This is a genomic window from Microbacterium candidum, assembly GCF_030315975.1.
GTDB lineage: Bacteria > Actinomycetota > Actinomycetes > Actinomycetales > Microbacteriaceae > Microbacterium > Microbacterium candidum.
On sequence record NZ_JASXSZ010000002.1, the window covers coordinates 58,229 to 75,420 of the forward strand.

Sequence of the window (17,192 nt, forward strand, 5' to 3'; positions counted from 1 at the left end):
CTTAGTCTATCGGCGGCAGCGGATTCGGCCGGTTCGGCCCGAGATCCGGGCGGGATGCCGCGGGAGGCGGCGGCTTCGGGGTCTTCGGCTTCTTCGGCTCTTCCGGGAGGGGTTCGATCGGCGCCGTCTCGTCATCGTCCGGCGTCGAGACCGATGACGGCAGCGGGTCGATCGGAGCGGTCTCGTTCTCGTCGGCATCCACCCCCTGCGGGTCGTTGAGCGAGCGAAGCGAGTCGAAACGCGGTGACGGAGGCGCGGCAGGGGCCGCCGCATCCAGCTCGAATCGCTTCTCCCAGTCCTCTTCGGCATCCGCACTCTCGAACGTCTCCCGAGCGGGAGACAGCAGCAGGATGCCGGCACCCAGGAGCACCTCGAGTCCCACCGCGAAGGCGACGGGTCCCGGCTGCGGCCCCACTTCGGCGAGTCGGCCCGGGCCGAGCGAGCCCGACGCCGCCAGCGCAAGCAGCGCAGCAGCGCCCGCGGAGAGCACCGCGATTCCCGCCGCGACGACAGCGCGCAGCCCCGCTCCGGCGTGCTCGTGCTCGGCGAGACGGGCGCGCGCCGCCCACCCGGCGAACGCGCCCAGACCGACCGGGAGCAGAACGAGGACGAGCAGCCACGCCGAGGTGGTCTCGGGCAGCGCGCCGAGGAGCGGGATGCCGGGGACCACCGCGAGCTGGGTGCCGGCGGGCGACACGGTCGTGTCGGTGCCGAACGCGAATCCGGGACCGGCGACGAACGACATCCCCCACACGACGAGCGTCGGAAGGTAGGCGAGCTGACCGAGGGTCACGACGATCGCGCCGAGGAGGTCGACGTGTCCGGCCTCGAACAGCGCGATGATGCTGCCGGCGCGGAAGATCACGGCCAGCGCGACGGCGAACGCGCCGAGCCCGACGAGGCCCGCCACCGTGATCCCGGTGCCGCGCGCGATCGCGTCGATCGCGTGGTCCCAGCCGCGTCGTGCGTGGTCGACGTGGCCGCGAGCGCGGTCGAGGATGCGGTCCCCCGTCGGGTCCGCCTCCTGCCAGCCCGCGACGAGCGCGCCGAGCACGACTCCGACGGCGTACACCGCGGCCGGGAAGAGCACGCCCTGCCACAGGTGGATCGCGGCGACCGGGTTGCGGCCGGTGAGTCCGACGATCGCGGCGAGGAGCGCGAAGACGAGGATGCCGGCGACCGGACCGGTGGCCGGCGCATCCGCCCGCGCCGCTCGCACGCCCGAGCGAGCCGCGAAGATCGCCGTGAAGGACGCGAACGCGAGCGGTGCGAGGGAGATGACGAAGGATGCCGCGCCCTGGTCGATGCCCGCGACCGCGAGGTACTCGGCCGGCAGGTGGATGTGCAGCGGCACGAGGTGCCCGAGCTGCCACACCGAGACCGCTGTCGGCCACAGGGCGTTCCACGGGAAGGTTCCGCCGAAGAGCCACAGCAGCGCAAGGGGCGCGAGCGCAGCGGCGACGCCGACCACCGCCGCGAGAACGGCGTCCAGGGCGGCGAGGAGGGCGACGACGAGGCGATGCATGCCTGATCGACCCTACCGACCCCGGCGCGCCCCTCCCGAAGGGCGCGCAGCGCGGCACCGCTCCCACTACCTGAGCGTTTGCCGATAATCTCTTGCGCGAAGGAGGGCCCCATGACAGCAGCCCCGGAAACCGAGACGCCCACCGCTGAGCCCAAGAACGGGTTCGACCGGTATTTCAAGATCACCGAGCGAGGTTCGACCGTCGGCACCGAGGTGCGCGGCGGCATCGTGACCTTCGTGACGATGGCGTACATCGTCATCCTGAACCCGATCATCCTGTCCGCGACGAAGGACGTCTCGGGCTACCACCTCCCGTTCCTCCAGGTGACGGCGGTCACGGCCCTCACCGCCGGCGTCATGACGCTGCTCTTCGGTCTCGTCGCGCGGCTGCCCTTCGCGCTCGCGGCCGGCCTCGGCATCAACTCCTTCCTCGCGTTCAGCGTCGTCGGTCAGGTGACCTGGCCGGAGGCGATGGGCTTCGTCTTCATCGAGGGCATCATCATCGTGCTCCTCGCGGCGACGGGCCTGCGGCGCATGATCTTCGACGCCGTCCCGTACCAGCTGAAGATCGCGATCACCGTCGGAATCGGTCTGTTCATCGCCTTCATCGGGTTCGTGGATGCCGGCTTCGTGAAGTCGACCGGCCAGGCGTCTCCCCCGATCGGCCTCGGCACCGACGGCTCGATCATGTCGATCCCGACGCTCGTGTTCGTCATCACGCTGCTCGGCACGGCGCTGCTCGTCGCCCGCAAGGTCACGGCGGGCCTTCTCATCGGTCTCGTCGGCGGCACCGTGCTGGCGGCCGTCCTCGAGGCGTTCCTCCACCTGGGAGCCGCGAGCGCGAAGAACCCGGGCGGCTGGGGGCTCAGCATCCCGGCACTGCCGAAGCAGTGGGTGAGCGTTCCCGACCTCGGACTCGTCGGCCAGATCGACATCTTCGGCGGATTCGCCCGCGTCGGCGCACTCGTCGGCATCATGCTCGTCTTCACGCTGCTGTTCTCCAACTTCTTCGACGCGATGGGCACGATGACCGGCCTATCGAAGGAGGCGGGGCTCGCCGACGACAAGGGCAACTTCCCGAACCTGCGCTCCGCGCTCATCGTCGAGGGCTTCGGCGCCGTCGCGGGCGGATACACCTCCGCCTCGTCGAACACCGTCTTCATCGAGTCGGGCGCGGGCATCGGCGAAGGCGCCCGCACGGGCTTCGCGAACGTCATCACGGGCGTGCTGTTCCTCATCGCGATGTTCTTCACCCCGCTCGTCTCGATCGTTCCGAGCGAAGTGGCGGCCGCAGCTCTCGTCATCGTGGGTGCACTGATGATGAGCCAGATCCGCGAGATCGAGCTGCGCGACTTCACCGTGCTCGTTCCCGTCTTCCTCACGGTGACGGTCATGCCGCTCACGTACTCGATCGCGAACGGCATCGGCGCCGGGTTCATCAGCTGGGTGTTCCTGCGCTCTCTCACCGGCAAGGCGAAGGAGATCAGCCCGCTCCTGTGGATCGTCGCTGCCGGCTTCCTCATCTACTTCGCGCGCGGACCCATCGAGCTGATGTTCGGCAAGTAGGCGGACGGCGAGAGAGGACGGGATGCGGTGGCTCACCGCATCCCGTCTTCTTCTCTCCGCGCGGTATCTGGACGCGCGGCACCGCCCTCCCTATCGTGTGAAGCGCTCCGCAGAGCAGCAGGAGGTGTGCCATGGCCGATACACCCGCACAGACACCGCAGGAGGACCATCCTGAGGTCCTGGAACTCCGCGTGCACGGGGTGAACAGCACGTATTCAGCGGCGCTGCTCGACCTCGGGCCCGCGGATGTCGAAGAGGTGATGGGCGACGACCTCGGCAGCTTCTGGCGGCCGCTGCCGTCCACCGCCGCGAAGCTCCGGCCCGGGGAGCGCGGGTACGTCCCACCCGGCATCCGGCGCGAGGCGTACTCGTGGGGCGGCATGGTCCGCACGACCCCGAACCTCGGCGGAACGAGCACGATCGGGACGGTCACGAGCATCCTCGCGCGCATCGGGTACGTCCTGCTGCTCCCGTTCGCGCTCGCGAACGTCGCGCAGTGGACGTGGCGCCTCCCGGACGCGGGCCCGAAGGAAGGGCGCGCCCTGCTGCCCGCGGGCTTGAACCGCGTCTTCGGACTGCTGCTCACGCTTCTGTTCACGACCACCGCCGCGACACTGGGCCTGGATCTCGGCGCCGCGCAGTGCGCAGCCGACGCATCCCGCTGTGGGAACGCCAACGCGTTCTTCGCGATGTTCGCGAGCTGGAGCGCACCCGACCGCATGGCCCTCTTCGCGCTGATCCCCATCCTCGCCGCCGGGCTGCTCTGGATGCTGGCGAACCTCTCCCGCCAGCGCTACGACGTGCTGCCCGGCATGGCAGGACACAAGGTCGGCGCCGAGGAAGGTCTCGTCCCGGAGACGGAGCCGCCGACGGCGCTGCTGTCGAACCCCGGATTCTGGTCGAACCGCATCACGCGCCACCTCGCGCACGCGCACTTCGCCGGAGCGATCTTCCTCACGATCACCCTCGTCGGCGCCCACGCCGCGTTCCGCTGGAGCGCCACGTGCGTGGGGCTCGGCCACTTCACCGTCTGCACTGCGACGGCCTGGCGCAACATCTGGTTCGACCTCGGGTTCGCGCTCACCGTGCTCGGCCTCGTGGGGCTCATCGCCACGGTCGTCATCGTCTTCCTGCTCCCCACGACGGCGGTGACGCCGATCGAGCAGCAGAAGCGGCCCCTGTGGACGGCTCGGGCGGGCGGTGTCCTGCTCGGGGCCTCCGCGGTCCTCTTCCTCCTGCTGGAGGTGTATCTGCTCGTCGCGTGGTTCCGGCCCGGGATCGTGGTGCCGATGCGGCTGTACGGCGCGGGCACGACGCCGCTCATCATCGTCACCGCCGCCGCCGTCATCGCGCTCTCCGGGGTGTTCTGGCGGAGCCTGCGGCCGAGGGCGGCTGCGGGTGCCTCGAAGCCGGCGAGCGATCGACGTGCAACGGCGTGGCACGGATGCGGACCCGCCGCGTTCATGACCTTCGCCCTCGTCACCGCGGTGTCCACGAGCGCGATCATCACCGTGACCGTGGGCACGTGGCTGAACGGCAAGGCGCCGGCCGCGGCGCTCGTCGACGGCGGACGGATTTCGATCTCGGCGAGCTATGTCGCGATCGGCTCGTGCATCGTCGTGGGCCTCGTCATCTTCCTCGCCATTGCGGGAGGATGGCTCGCCCTGCCCGCTCTGCGCGGTCCGTCGGCGGCGCGTGCCGCCGACTGGAATGCGCCCATGGATGCGGCCCAGACCGCCGCGCTCATCCCCGACGGCGCGGGCGTGCTGCCCCCGTCGTCGGAGACCGTGTACTCGTGGATCGAACGCCAGCGGAGCCTCGCGGCCCGCGTGCATATGGCCGAGCCCGTCGGGGCAATCGGCGCGGTGGCCCTCGGGGCGGCCGTGGCCGTCGGCGTCGTATGGGCGTGGCTCGCGTACGGTCACAGCGCTCCGCTGTGGGACGCCCTGAACCTCGGTCCCGTCGCCGTCGTGCACGCCGGCCTCAACATGCTGATGGCCTCCCTCGGCTGGATCGGCCTCGCCCTCGTGGCGATGCTCGCCGCCGGAGCCACCCACCAGTCCGCGCGGCCGGTCGCCATCGTGTGGGACGTCATCTGCTATCTGCCTCGCACCGGGCACCCGTTCGGCCCCCCGGCCTATGCGGAGCGCGCGGTGCCCGAGATCGCGGGGCGTCTGTTCGAGTGGCTGAACGATCGGCCGGACCGCCGTGCGGTGCTCGTCGGCCACAGCATGGGCTCCGTCCTGGTCGTCTCTGCCCTAGGCCTGCTCGGCTCGAGCCCGGCCACGCGCGACGTGCTCCCCCGGCTTCGCCTCATCACGTTCGGTGCGCAACTGCGGGTCTTCTTCGGTCGCATCTTCCCGGAGCTCCTCGGCCCGGACGTGCTCGGCACCCAGCCGTCACGCGCACCGATCCTCCGCGGACCGGACCCGTGGGCGCGAGACTTCCAGGCCCCTGTCCCGGCATCGGCCTCGGGCAATCGCCTGCGCGGCGACCTCCTCCCGGACGACGGAGTGCGGTGGGTCAATCTGTGGCGCGCGACCGACATGCTGGGCTGGCCGGTCAAGAGCTCGCACGCCAATCACATCGACCGGTATGCCGAGGAGCTGGACCTCAGCGGGTACATGCCCGACATCGGCGGCCACGACGCGTACTACCGCGTGCCGGCGTACGCACAGGCGATGGAAGAGCTGCGGCAGACGAACGTCTGAGCACAGCTCAGCGCAGGGAGCTGAGCGGAGCGCCACCGAGGAGCGGAGTCGATTCGACGATGGGAGTGCGCCGCAGACGAATTCGATCCTCCGTTCCTCGGGTCTCCTCCGCTCGTAGACGGCCTCCGCGCGATCAGGCGGCGCGCGGCTCGAGGACGAAGATCGGGATGCGGCGGTCCGTCTTCGTCTGATAGACGTCATAGTCGGGCCACGCCTGCGTCGCCCGCGCCCACCATTCGGCACGCTCGTCTCCGTCGAGCTCCCGCGCCGTGTAGTCGTGCGTCACGTCGCCGTCCTGGAGCTCGACGTGCGGGTTCTTCCTGAGGTTCCAGTACCACTGCGGGTGCTCGGGTGCACCACCCCGCGACGCCACCACGGCGTATCGTCCGTCGTGCTCGACGCGCATGAGCGCCGTCTTGCGCAGCCCGCCCGTCTTCGCGCCGACCGTCGTCAGCACGATGATCGGCTTGCCGCGCAGCTGGTTCGCGTCCGCACCGTGGGACGCTTCGAAGGTCTCGGCCTGCTTCCGCGCCCACGCCGCCGTGCTCGGCAGATACTCCCCGTCCAGTGGCATGCGACCAGCCTAAGCGGCGCCCGCACGGGCAGGGCGTTCAGCGGATGGCAGTGCCCTCGATCAGGGGATCGACGGATCCCAGCATCCCGGGGGCGAGCTCGTCGCGCTGCTCGACCGATCGGAAGCCCGCACCCCGGATGGCGGCACCCGTATCGCGCGCCGGATCGCATCCGCTGTCGATGACGCGGGAGATCGGCCGGTAGGCGACCTGCAGCGTGCGGGTCCAGGAGCGCGGGGGTCCGGTGACGTGCTCGAAGTACACGAGCCGCCCGCCCGGTCGGAGGACCCGGACGACCTCGGCGAGCGCGCGACGCTGATCTCGCACGGAGCATAGGACCGTGCTCGCGATGACGGCGTCGACGGACGCGTCGGGCAACGGGATGTCCTCGGCGGCGGCGTGCAGGAGCCGCGAGCCGGGTCGCTCCTCGACGCGGACCGCGAGCTGGCGGAGGGCGGACCGAGACGGCTCCAGCGCGATCCAGATGACGTCCGCCGACAGGTCGTCGGCGGCGATGCCGAACCCGGCGCCGAGGTCGAGCACGTCCCCGCGCAGGCCAGGAAGTACGCTCCGCCGCCATGCGTCGCGCAGTTCGCGGATGGTCCGTGTCGTCGTCGGCCGGAGAGTCACCCGGCCAGGATAGGCGCGGCCCCTGACACAGCACGAGGGGCGGATGCGACAGCATCCGCCCCTCGTGACAGCTCGGGTCAGAGACCCTTGATGATCTCGCGCATGAGCTCGGCGGTCTCCGACGGCGTCTTGCCGACCTTGACGCCGGCGGCCTCGAGGGCCTCCTTCTTCGCCTGGGCGGTGCCGGCCGAGCCGGACACGATGGCGCCGGCGTGGCCCATCGTCTTGCCCTCGGGTGCGGTGAAGCCCGCGACGTAGCCGACGACCGGCTTCGTGACGTTCGCCTTGATGAACTCGGCCGCGCGCTCCTCGGCGTCTCCGCCGATCTCGCCGATCATGACGATCGCCTTGGTCTCGGGGTCGGCCTCGAACGCGGCGAGCGCGTCGATGTGGGTCGTGCCGATGACCGGGTCGCCGCCGATGCCGATGGCGGTCGAGAAGCCGTAGTCGCGCAGCTCGTACATCATCTGGTACGTCAGGGTGCCCGACTTCGACACGAGGCCGATCGGGCCCTTGCCGGTGATGTTCGCGGGCGTGATGCCGACGAGGGACTCCTCCGGGCTGATGATGCCGGGGCAGTTCGGGCCGATGATGCGGGTCGTGCCGCCCTTGGCCTTGGCGAGCGCCCAGAACTCGGCGGAGTCCTGCACGGGCACGCCCTCGGTGATGATGACGAGGAGCGGGATCTCGGCCTCGATGGCCTCGATCACGGCATCCTTCGTGAATGCCGGCGGGACGAACGCGATCGACACGTCAGCACCCGTCGCGGCCATCGCCTCGGCGACCGACGCGAAGACGGGGAGCTCGACATCCGAGCCGTCCTTGGCCTTGTGCAGGACGGTGGTGCCGGCCTTGCGGGCGTTCACGCCGCCCACGACCTGGGTGCCCGCCGCGAGCATGCGCGCGGTGTGCTTCGAGCCCTCGCCGCCGGTGATGCCCTGGACGATGACCTTGGAGTCCTTGTTGAGGAAGATCGTCATGACTGTGTCCCTTACGCGTTCGCGAGCTCGGCGGCCTTGTCGGCGCCCTGGTCCATGTTCTCGGCGAGGGTGACGAGCGGGTGCGCCGCCTCCTCGAGGATGCGGCGGCCCTCGACGACGTTGTTGCCGTCCAGGCGCACGACGATCGGCTTGTCCGCAGCGGCGCCGAGCTCGGCGAGAGCGCCGACGATGCCCTTGGCGACCTGGTCGCACGCGGTGATGCCGCCGAAGACGTTGACGAACACCGACTTGACCTGCGGGTCGCCGAGGATGATGCCCAGGCCGTTGGCCATGACCTCCGCGGAGGCGCCGCCGCCGATGTCGAGGAAGTTCGCCGGCTTCACATCGCCGTGGCGCTCACCGGCGTACGCGACGACGTCGAGCGTGGACATCACGAGGCCCGCGCCGTTGCCGATGATCCCGACGGAGCCGTCGAGCTTGACGTAGTTGAGGTCGAGCTCCTTGGCCTTGGCCTCGAGCGGGTCGGCCGCGGCCTTGTCCTCGAGCAGAGGGTGGTTCGCGTGGCGGAACTCCGCGTTGTCATCGAGCGACACCTTGCCGTCGAGGGCGATGATGTCGCCCTCCTCCGTCAGGACCAGCGGGTTGACCTCGACGAGCGTCGCGTCCTCGCCGGTGTAGACGTCGTACAGCTTGACGAAGACCGGAGCGACCTTGCCGACGAGCTCGGCCGGGAAGTTCGCGGCCTCGGCGATCTCGGTCGCCTTCGCCAGGTCGATGCCGGCGGCCGGGTCGACCTCGATGCGCGCGAGGGCGTCGGGACGCTCGACGGCGAGCTGCTCGATCTCCATGCCGCCCTCGAAGCTCGTGAGCGACAGGTAGGAGCGGTTGGCGCGGTCGAGCAGCACCGAGAAGTAGAACTCCTTGGCGATGCGAGCGCCGCCGGCGATCATGACGCGCTTGACGATGTGGCCCTTGATGTCGAGACCGAGGATGGCCTGCGCCGCCTCGTACGCCTCGTCCGGGGTCTTCGCGACCTTGACGCCGCCGGCCTTGCCGCGGCCTCCGACCTTCACCTGGGCCTTGACGACGACGACACCGCCGATCTTCTCCGCGGCCGCCTTCGCCTCCTCAGGAGTGTCGGCGATGATGCCGGCGAGCACCGGCACCTCGTACTTCTCGAACAGATCGCGTGCCTGGTACTCGTAGAGATCCACGTGCAGTCCTTCGCTGTGGCGAATGTGGGGTGTGGGCAGAGAGATATCTCGATGTCGAGATATCTGCCAATCCCCCAGCTTACTACCGCCGCTTGAGAGGCCCCGACGCAGATGACACGCCGACTGTCTCGCCGATCAGACGATCTCGCCGGCCGCGACGGTCTCAGCGAGCCCGTGCACGCGGGGCAGGTGGTGCGCGGTGTAGAAGTCCGCGGCCGTGAGGCGCGCCGCATCCCCTCCGTTCGAAAGGACCGCGACGGTCGCGAGGGCGTGCATCCATCCGCCGGCGAGGGTGCCGAGGAGCATGAGGTACGGCACGCTGACGGCGAACGCGTCGCGCTGGCTCGAGACGGCGAGCAGGGATGCGGTTGCCCGGCGGGCTGCGGAGACGGCACGCTGCATCCGCTCCCCCACGCGCTGGGCGACCGCGTCGCCGGACGCGACGAGCGCGGCGGACGTCTCGTCGATCAGCGTGAAGAGCTGCTCGGCCGTGCGGCCGCGATCGCGGATGACCTTGCGCCCGACGAGGTCGTTCGACTGGATCGCGGTCGTGCCCTCGTAGATCGGCATGATGCGCGAGTCGCGGTAGTGCTGCGCGGCGCCGGTCTCCTCGATGAAGCCCATGCCGCCGTGCACCTGGATGGCGTCGCTCGTGATCTGCACGGCATCCTCCGTCGCCCAGCCCTTGAGGATCGGGACGAAGAACTCGGCAAGAGTGCCGGTGCCGTCGGTCTCAGCGCGGTCGAAGAGGTCGCCGACGTACACGCCCATCGCGCGCATGGCGAAGATGTCGCTCGACATCGACAGCAGGAGGCGGCGCACGTCGGGGTGCTCCGCGATCGTCGTGCCGGCCGGTCGGTCGAGCACCGGGCCCTGCAGGCGCCCGGCCGCGTAGGCGGCGGCCCGCTGGTAGGCGCGATCGGCGATGCCGGTGGCCTGGAAGCCCATGCCGGTGCGCGCGGAGTTCATCATGACGAACATGCCGGCGAGCCCACCCCCGACCTCGCCCACGAGGTAGCCGGTGGCACCCTCGTATGCGAGCACGCACGTGGGGCTGCCGTGGATGCCGAGCTTGTGCTCGATCGCGACGGTCGTGACGGCGTTGCGCCCGCCGAGCGAGCCGTCCTCGTTCACGAGGATGCGGGGCGCGACGAACAGCGACAGACCCTTCGCACCCTCGGGAGCACCCGGCGTGCGCGCGAGGACGAGGTGCACGATGTTCTCCGCGACGTCGTGGTCGCCCCACGTGATGAAGATCTTCTGGCCCGAGATCGACCACGTGCCGTCATCGTTCGGCGTCGCGATCGTGCGGATGGCGCCGAGGTCGGTGCCGGCCTCGGGCTCCGTCAGGTTCATCGTGCCGGTCCACTGGCCGGAGACGAGCTTCGTGAGGTAGGTCTCGCGAAGGGCATCGGATGCAGCGGCATCCAGCGCGTGGATCTGTCCGGCGGTCAGCAGCCAGCACAGGGCGAACGCGGCGTTCGACGCGTTCCAGATCTCCCCGAGCCCCGCGCGAACGGCGGCGGGGAGGCCGTCGCCGCCCGCCGACTCCGGCGCTTCCGCGGTGACCCAGCCGGCCTCGACGAACGCCCGGTACGCCTCGGCGAATCCGGCCGGCATCCGCACGTCCCCGTCGACGAGCTGCGCGCCCTGGCGGTCGCCGAGCTCCTCGAGAGGAGCGAGGACGGATGCGGCGAAGTCGCCGGCAGCCGCGAGCACGTCGGTGGCGTCGCCCGCGGTGAGCGCACCGCCCGTGGACCGCTCGAGCAGGTCGAGGCCGAACGCCTGGCCGTACAGGAAGGCGTAGTCCTCGACGGGGGGCTGGTAGGGCGTGGTCATCGGCGACTCCTTGCATGTGGGACTGAGGTTCAGTTTACGTGCGACTGAGTCTCACTCAAAAGGCCGTCGGCGTATTAGGCTCCACGTCATGAGCGAGTCCGCGTCACCGTCCGCATCCGCCGCCCACGACGCCGTGGTCGCGGCGGCGCTCGATCTGTTCGCCGAGCAGGGCTTCGAGGCGACGTCGGTCGAGCAGATCGCCCGCGCCGCGGGCGTCTCGCGTTCGACGTTCTTCCGGCAGTTCGGCGGCAAGGACGACGTCGTCTTCGCCGACCATGAGCTGCTCCTCGACATGCTGCGCGACTACCTCGGCCGCACGCACGAGAATCCGTGGATCGCCGTGCGCGACGCATCCATCAAGGTGTACCGCCACTTCGCCGCCGATCCGGAGCTCGCCCGCCGCCGGTACGCGGTCGTCCGCCAGGTGCCGGCCCTGCGCGACCGCGAGATCGTCTCCGTCTTCCGCTACGAGCGCCTCTTCGACGAGTACCTGCGGCACGCCCTTCCCGGCCTCGACCCGCTTGTGGCCGTGAGCTTCGCGGCGGAGGTCACCGCCATCCACAACCACGTGCTGCGCCGCCTCATCCGCGAGACGAAGCGCGTGCCCCCGTCCGTGCTGCGCGCGGCCCTCGACGAGTCGCTCGAGCGGTTCGGTGTGCACCCGGACGGCTCAGTGGAGCACCCCGACGACGTCGTCGTCGCGGTGTTCCCGAGACGGATGCCGGCCGCCGAGGTCGCCCGGCGGCTCCGCAGCGAGCTGCCCGGCTGAGTCGGCGCCTCGTTTCGAGCTCGGGCGCCGCGAAGATAAGGCAGTCGCAGCGTGTGGATAAGCACGTCGCACGCGGACGTGCCTGACTGCCCAGTACCGTACGGCCGCTCAGCCGCCCTCGTACGCGACGTCAAGCGGTCCGTTTTCGTCGTCGGGCGCGCAGGCCTCGACGCCGTGCTCGCGCGCGATCCGCGCGAGTCGTGCATCGGTGGTCGCGATCGCGGCCCTCTCGCGGATCGCGGTATGCAGGACGACCGCGTCGGGCATGCGGAGACGGCTGCGTGCCCGAAGTTCGGCGAGGGGAACGACGTCACCCTCGATGAGCGGAACGACATCTATGTCCAATGCGCGGACGGAATCATGACCAGCGAGGGCCTTCCCGTCGCGCGCCGCGTGAACGATCGATTCGGAGACCGTCAATGCGCTGGCGAGGAGCCGCGCCGACGTCGAGTCCCGATAAACGCGCCGCGCCCATTCGGAATGAGCATCGCCCTCGTCGAAGATCGCGATCAGGACGCCTGCGTCGAAGACGATCTGCGACCCCGTCGCGCTGCTCACTCCGGCCATTCCTCGACCAACTGACGCGCGGCATTCGGGGGGTATACGCCCGTGAAGATCCCGGAGACTTCGTCGAGCGCCCGCCAACGGTCGAGCCTCTTCTGCGTGGCCGCTTCCGCACCGCTGCGAGCGCCGTCTGTGATCAACCGGCGGAGGATCGCCGCGCGATTGCCATGCAGTTCCGGCCACCACTCTGCGGCGCGGTCGATCGCGTCGCGGATGTCGTCGGTCTCGGTGATCATGTGCCGAGGGCGGGCGGTGGGCATGACCCGAGTGTAACACCTATCGCGATGGTGCAGCACCTGTCGGGATGTCGGCGATGCACGACAGGATGGGGTCATGGCGTACGAGATCCCCGCACCGATGCTGGCCAAGGCCGTGTCCGACATCCCGCGCACGGAGGGGCTGAGCTTCGAGCCGAAGTGGGACGGCTTCCGCGGGCTCGTCTCTTGGGACGGCACCGACGTCGAGATCGGCTCGCGAGGTGCCAAGCCTCTGACCCGCTACTTCCCCGAGCTCGTCGAGGCGTTCTCGCGACTGCTGCCCGAACCGTGCCTGCTCGACGGCGAGATCGTCGTCCCGGTCGATCGAGACGGTCGGCGCCGGCTCGACTGGGAGGCGCTGTCGCAGCGCATCCATCCCGCCGCCTCGCGGGTCAACCGCCTCTCCGAGGAGACGCCCGCGATGTTCATCGCGTTCGACGTGCTCGCGATCGGCGAGCGCGACCTCCAGGCGGTGCCGTTCGCCGAGCGCAGGGCCGCACTGGTCGACCTGCTGCAGGATGTGCCCGACCCGATCCACGTGACACGGGCGACGGACGATGCCGACCTCGCGCGACGGTGGCTGGCGGAGTTCGAAGGCGCAGGGCTCGACGGCGTGGTCGCGAAGCCGCTCGACCAGCCGTATGCGCCGGGCAAGCGCAGCATGTTCAAGATCAAGCACGCGCGCACCGCGGACGTCGTCGCGCTGGGGTACCGCATCCACAAGTCCGGTCAGGGCGTCGGGTCGCTCCTCGTGGGCCTCTACAACGAGGATGGCACGATCTATCCCGTCGGCGGCGTCGCCGCATGGAGCAACGAACGGCGTCTCGAGCTCATCGACGAGCTGGCCCCGCTCGTCGAGCGCGACGAGTCGGGTGAGGCCATCCGCGGCGAGGGCGAGAAGTCGCGATTCCAGGCCGGACGCGCCGATTCGTCGTTCGTGCGGCTTCGACCCGAACGCGTGCTCGAGGTCCGTTACGACCAGCTCGAGGGCTGGCGCTTCCGGCACACGGTGCAGTTCGAGCGTTGGCGTCCCGACCGCGATCCGCGCTCGTGCACCTACGACCAGCTCGAGGTCGTGGCGGCCTACGACCTCGCCGACGTCCTCGAGGGCTGACGAACCCGCGGGCCGTCACTCATCCTTCGGCCAGTTCTCCGGGTTGATGCGGCTCGGCTGCACGCGCGGCGGCTCCCCCGGCATCTTGGGGAACTCCGGCGGGAACGGCAGCTCGCCGAGACCGTTCGACACGTCGCGCTCCCACCACTCGAGCAGGGTGTCGATCCGCCCGGACCGCGCACCGAACTCCGCCCAGGGATCGCCTCCGTCGGCGAGACGCTGCGGGATGCTGCGGACGGTGAACGACGTCGGGTCCACTCCATCCAGTTCGTCCCATGCGAGGGGCGTCGACACCGTCGCGCCAGGGAGCGCCCGCGGGCTGTAGGCGCCTGCCATCGTGCGGTCGCGGTTCGCCTGGTTGAAGTCGATGAACATGCGGTCGCCGCGCTCCTCCTTCCACCAGTTCATGGTGACCTTGTCGGGCATGCGGCGCTCGAGCTCGCGGCCCGCGGCGATCACGGCGTGCCGCACGTCGAGGAACTCGTGCGTCGGCTCGATCGGGCAGAAGAGGTGGATGCCGCGGCTGCCACTGGTCTTGATCCACGTCTCGAGCCCCGCCTCGGCCAGGACGTCGCGCATCGCGGGCGCGACCGCAGCGGCCTCGGCGAAACCCGTGCCCGGCTGCGGGTCGAGGTCGATGCGCAGCTCGACGGGGTTGTCGGTGTTCGCGGTCACCGATGCCCACGGGTGGAACACGATCGTGTTCATCTGCGCGGCCCACACCGCCGCCGCGATCTCGGTGAGGACGAGCTGAGGATGCCGGCGCCCGCTGTTGTAGCGGACCGTCACCGCCTCGACGAACGACGGTGCGCCCTTCGGCGGGTTCTTCGAGAAGAAGCTCTCCCCGCCGACGCCGTCGGGGAACCGCTCGAGTGACACCGGCCGGTCGCCGTTGGCGGCGAGGAACGGCTCCGCGACGGCGATGAAGTACTCGGCCAGCTCTTGCTTCGTGATGCCGAGCTCCGGCCAGATGACGCGGTTCGGGCTGGACAGCCCGACCTCGCGGTCGCCGTGGGGGCCGGGGACGGTCAGGGTGATGCGCTCGGTAGCCACCCGTTCAACGTATCGACCGGCACCGACAGCCCGCCAGGGCCCCCGGGGCGTACCGTCGGAGCATGACCACGATCACTCCGTACCTCACGGTGTCGGACGGCCCCGCTGCGCTCGACTTCTATCGGCGCGCGTTCGGCGCTGAGGTCATCGAACGGTACGACGATGCAGACGGCCGCCTCGCGCACGCGACGCTCGATGTCGGCGGGGCGATCCTGCTCGTCTCGGGGGAGTATCCGGAGCTCGGCGCGGTGTCCCCGACGACGCTCGGCGGCTCCACGGCCGCCGTCGTGCTGGCGGTCGTGGCCCCCGATGCGACGTACGCGGCGGCGGTCGACGCCGGTGCGACGGCCGACCGACCCATCGAGGTCGACGGATCGGGCGCCCGGTCCGGATGGATCGTCGACCCCTTCGGCCACCGGTGGAACATCCGCGGCGCACGCAGAGCCTGACGGATCAGCCGATTCGCCTCAGTGCCCTCGCCAGGGCAGGCGGCGGTCGAGCACGACGAGGGCGAGCACCACGACACCCGCGGCGATGACCGCGATCGCGGAGACGTGCAGCCCCGCATCCGTCGCCCGTCCCGGATAGGCGAGCGCGATGAGCGCCGACGCGAAGATCGCGCCGAGGTACGACGCCGTGCGCGCGAGGCCCGATGCGACCCCGATCTCCTCCGCCGTCGTCTGGGTGTAGAGCGCGGCCTGGTTGCTCGTGGAGGTGAAGCCGAGCGCGACGCCGAACAGCAGGCTCAGCGCGACGAGCGCGACTAGCGGCGTCGTACTCGTCACGAACAGGAGGGCGACCCCGCCTCCCACGATCGCGACGGCGCTGATGAGCAGCGGACCGCGGATGAGCGCGCGGCGCGAGATGATCGCGGCGCCGAAGGCGGCAACGACGGACATCGGCAGCATGATGAGGCCGCTGACGCTCGCCGAGTATCCGTGGCTGTCCTCGAGCCATTGCACGTACCCGTAGAGCACCGTGTAGGCCGCGGCGAGCGCGACGCTCTGCCGCACGTAGGTGCGGGTGAGCGCGCCGTTGGCGCGCAGCATCCGCACGTCGATGAACGGGATGCGGGCGCGCAGCTCCCACACGACGAGCCCGGCGACCGCGACGAGGAAGACCGCGACGAGCCGCCACGAGATATGACGGACGTCCGACAGCACGGCGATGAGGGCGACGACGGATGCGGCGAACAGCAGCATGCCGATCGGGTCGAGCGCGCGCCACAGGCCGCCCTGGCGCGTGGTCGGGGCATCCTTCGGGAGCCAGGCGAATGCCATCGCCATACCGATGAGTCCGAGCGGGATGTTGACGGCGAACGCCGCCGGCCACCCCCAGATGCCGACGAGGACCCCACCGAGCGGCAGGCCGAGCGCCGCCGTCGCCTGCCCCGCGATCGAGATCCCGCCGAGGACCCCGCCGGGGATGCCGGTGCCCGACTCGTCGGCGCGCCGGCGGATGAGCGCCATCGCGGACGGATAGCCCGCAGCAGTCCCGACCCCGATGAGCGCGCGGGAGACGACCAGCCAGGCGAACGTGGGCGCGACAAGACCGACGAACCCTCCGATCGTCAGGACGACGAGACCGCCGACGAAGACCCGGCGCGGACCGAACTGCAGACCGAGCCGACCCATCGCCGGCTGCGCCACGGCGCTGGCGACGTACACCGCCGCGACGAGCGTGGCCGTCTCGCCTGCGCCGACGCCGAAGGCGCTGCCGACCGCGACGAGCGACGTCGCGAGGATCGACGAGTTGATCGGGTTGAGCGAGGTGCCCCACAGGAGCGGGGTGACGAATCGGGCGCCGAATGGATGCGGGACCGTCGTCCTGCGGTTCGCTCCCGTGGTCACCGGGCGGTCGCCGCCAGGAGGTCGAGGATCTCGTCGGACGTACCGGTCTCGCCGAGGCGCGGGAACACGCGCGTGAGGGAGTGCTCGTGGTTGACGGGATCCATGTCGCCCACGGCATCCGTCGCCACGGTCACGTTGTAGCCGTGCTCGTGCGCGGCGCGCGCAGTCGACTCGACGCCGGCGCTCGTCGCGATGCCCGCGAGCACGATCTGCGTGACGCCGGCATCGCGCAGCCGGGCGTCGAGGTCGGTGCTGTGGAAGGCGCCCCACGTCTGCTTCGTCACGTGCAGCGTGCCCTCTGCATCCGGGTGCAGCTCGGGCAGGAGGTCGGCCCAGCTCTCGTCGCGCGGAGACGCCGGGCGCGGGCGTTCGGTGCGGCCGGGCGCGCCGCCCGTGACGTTCACGAGGACGACCGGCAGGTCCGCGGCCCGGAACGCGTCGGCGAGCCGTGCCGCGTTCGCGACGAGGGGAGCGACGAGCGGTGCGGCCGCGGGGATGCCGGCGATCCCCTGCTGGAGGTCGATGACGACGAAAGCGGTGCGCGGGTCGAGGGTGGTGACGGTCATGATGCCCCTTTTCTGTGCCGT

16 protein-coding genes are annotated in these 17,192 nt (G+C 70.4%); 5 read left to right on the top strand and 11 right to left on the bottom strand.

Going from position 1 to position 17,192, the window contains the following annotated elements; genetic code table 11:
- Position 1: 1 nt before the first annotated feature.
- Positions 2-1,525, bottom strand: a complete 1,524-nt coding sequence (locus QSV35_RS06655; protein ID WP_286287881.1) for a cell division protein PerM — start codon at positions 1,523-1,525, stop codon at positions 2-4.
- A gap of 111 nt (positions 1,526-1,636) precedes the next feature.
- Between QSV35_RS06655 and QSV35_RS06660 the strand changes: the two genes are divergently transcribed.
- Both QSV35_RS06660 and QSV35_RS06665 read left to right on the top strand, forming a co-directional pair.
- On the top strand, positions 1,637-3,091 hold the full coding sequence (locus tag QSV35_RS06660) for an NCS2 family permease (protein WP_286287882.1): 1,455 nt from the start codon (positions 1,637-1,639) through the stop codon (positions 3,089-3,091).
- Between the two features lie 131 nt (positions 3,092-3,222).
- Positions 3,223-5,802 (top strand): alpha/beta fold hydrolase domain-containing protein, encoded by a 2,580-nt coding sequence (locus QSV35_RS06665; protein ID WP_286287884.1) that lies wholly within the window; start codon positions 3,223-3,225, stop codon positions 5,800-5,802.
- 133 nt (positions 5,803-5,935) lie between these two features.
- Here the strand turns inward: QSV35_RS06665 and QSV35_RS06670 are convergent, their stop codons facing one another.
- From QSV35_RS06670 to QSV35_RS06690, 5 genes are all read right to left on the bottom strand, one after another.
- Positions 5,936-6,376, bottom strand: coding sequence for a nitroreductase family deazaflavin-dependent oxidoreductase (locus QSV35_RS06670; RefSeq protein WP_286287885.1), 441 nt, complete (start codon positions 6,374-6,376; stop codon positions 5,936-5,938).
- A gap of 37 nt (positions 6,377-6,413) precedes the next feature.
- The gene (locus tag QSV35_RS06675) at positions 6,414-7,004 is read right to left on the bottom strand and encodes a class I SAM-dependent methyltransferase (protein WP_286287886.1); all 591 of its coding nucleotides are present in this window, start codon (positions 7,002-7,004) and stop codon (positions 6,414-6,416) included.
- 77 nt (positions 7,005-7,081) lie between these two features.
- A complete protein-coding gene (gene sucD / locus QSV35_RS06680; protein ID WP_286287887.1) occupies positions 7,082-7,984 on the bottom strand; it encodes a succinate--CoA ligase subunit alpha in 903 nt (300 codons plus the stop codon).
- An 11-nt stretch (positions 7,985-7,995) separates the two neighbouring features.
- A complete protein-coding gene (gene sucC / locus QSV35_RS06685; RefSeq protein ID WP_286287888.1) occupies positions 7,996-9,159 on the bottom strand; it encodes an ADP-forming succinate--CoA ligase subunit beta in 1,164 nt (387 codons plus the stop codon).
- Positions 9,160-9,294: 135 nt separating this feature from the next.
- Entirely contained in the window at positions 9,295-10,998 is a 1,704-nt protein-coding gene (locus QSV35_RS06690; RefSeq protein WP_286287889.1) for an acyl-CoA dehydrogenase family protein, read from the bottom strand.
- 88 nt (positions 10,999-11,086) lie between these two features.
- On the opposite strand from QSV35_RS06690, the gene QSV35_RS06695 reads away from it, so the two are divergent.
- Positions 11,087-11,767 carry a TetR/AcrR family transcriptional regulator gene (locus tag QSV35_RS06695; RefSeq protein WP_286287890.1) on the top strand — a complete coding sequence of 227 codons (681 nt, stop codon included), beginning with the start codon at positions 11,087-11,089 and terminating at the stop codon, positions 11,765-11,767.
- Positions 11,768-11,875: 108 nt separating this feature from the next.
- Here the strand turns inward: QSV35_RS06695 and QSV35_RS06700 are convergent, their stop codons facing one another.
- Both QSV35_RS06700 and QSV35_RS06705 read right to left on the bottom strand, forming a co-directional pair.
- Entirely contained in the window at positions 11,876-12,334 is a 459-nt protein-coding gene (locus QSV35_RS06700; RefSeq protein ID WP_286288452.1) for a type II toxin-antitoxin system VapC family toxin, read from the bottom strand.
- Positions 12,322-12,591, bottom strand: a complete 270-nt coding sequence (locus QSV35_RS06705; protein WP_286287891.1) for a hypothetical protein — start codon at positions 12,589-12,591, stop codon at positions 12,322-12,324. Before QSV35_RS06705 ends, QSV35_RS06700 begins: the two co-directional genes overlap by 13 nt.
- Before the next feature lie 73 nt (positions 12,592-12,664).
- Between QSV35_RS06705 and QSV35_RS06710 the strand changes: the two genes are divergently transcribed.
- Positions 12,665-13,702 (top strand): ATP-dependent DNA ligase, encoded by a 1,038-nt coding sequence (locus tag QSV35_RS06710; protein WP_286287892.1) that lies wholly within the window; start codon positions 12,665-12,667, stop codon positions 13,700-13,702.
- A 15-nt stretch (positions 13,703-13,717) separates the two neighbouring features.
- Here the strand turns inward: QSV35_RS06710 and ligD are convergent, their stop codons facing one another.
- The gene (ligD, locus tag QSV35_RS06715; protein ID WP_286287893.1) at positions 13,718-14,755 is read right to left on the bottom strand and encodes a non-homologous end-joining DNA ligase; all 1,038 of its coding nucleotides are present in this window, start codon (positions 14,753-14,755) and stop codon (positions 13,718-13,720) included.
- Between the two features lie 62 nt (positions 14,756-14,817).
- Here ligD and QSV35_RS06720 point away from each other — a divergent pair, with 62 nt between their 5' ends.
- Complete coding sequence (locus QSV35_RS06720; protein WP_286287894.1) at positions 14,818-15,204, top strand: VOC family protein; 387 nt, start codon at positions 14,818-14,820, stop codon at positions 15,202-15,204.
- An 18-nt stretch (positions 15,205-15,222) separates the two neighbouring features.
- On the opposite strand, the gene QSV35_RS06725 is transcribed toward QSV35_RS06720, so the two are convergent.
- Positions 15,223-16,605: an MFS transporter gene (locus QSV35_RS06725; protein ID WP_286287895.1), complete on the bottom strand. Its 1,383-nt coding sequence runs from the start codon at positions 16,603-16,605 to the stop codon at positions 15,223-15,225.
- Positions 16,602-17,171, bottom strand: coding sequence for an isochorismatase family protein (locus tag QSV35_RS06730; RefSeq protein ID WP_286287896.1), 570 nt, complete (start codon positions 17,169-17,171; stop codon positions 16,602-16,604). The genes QSV35_RS06725 and QSV35_RS06730 overlap by 4 nt, the downstream gene beginning before the upstream one ends.
- Between the last annotated feature and the right edge of the window lie 21 nt (positions 17,172-17,192).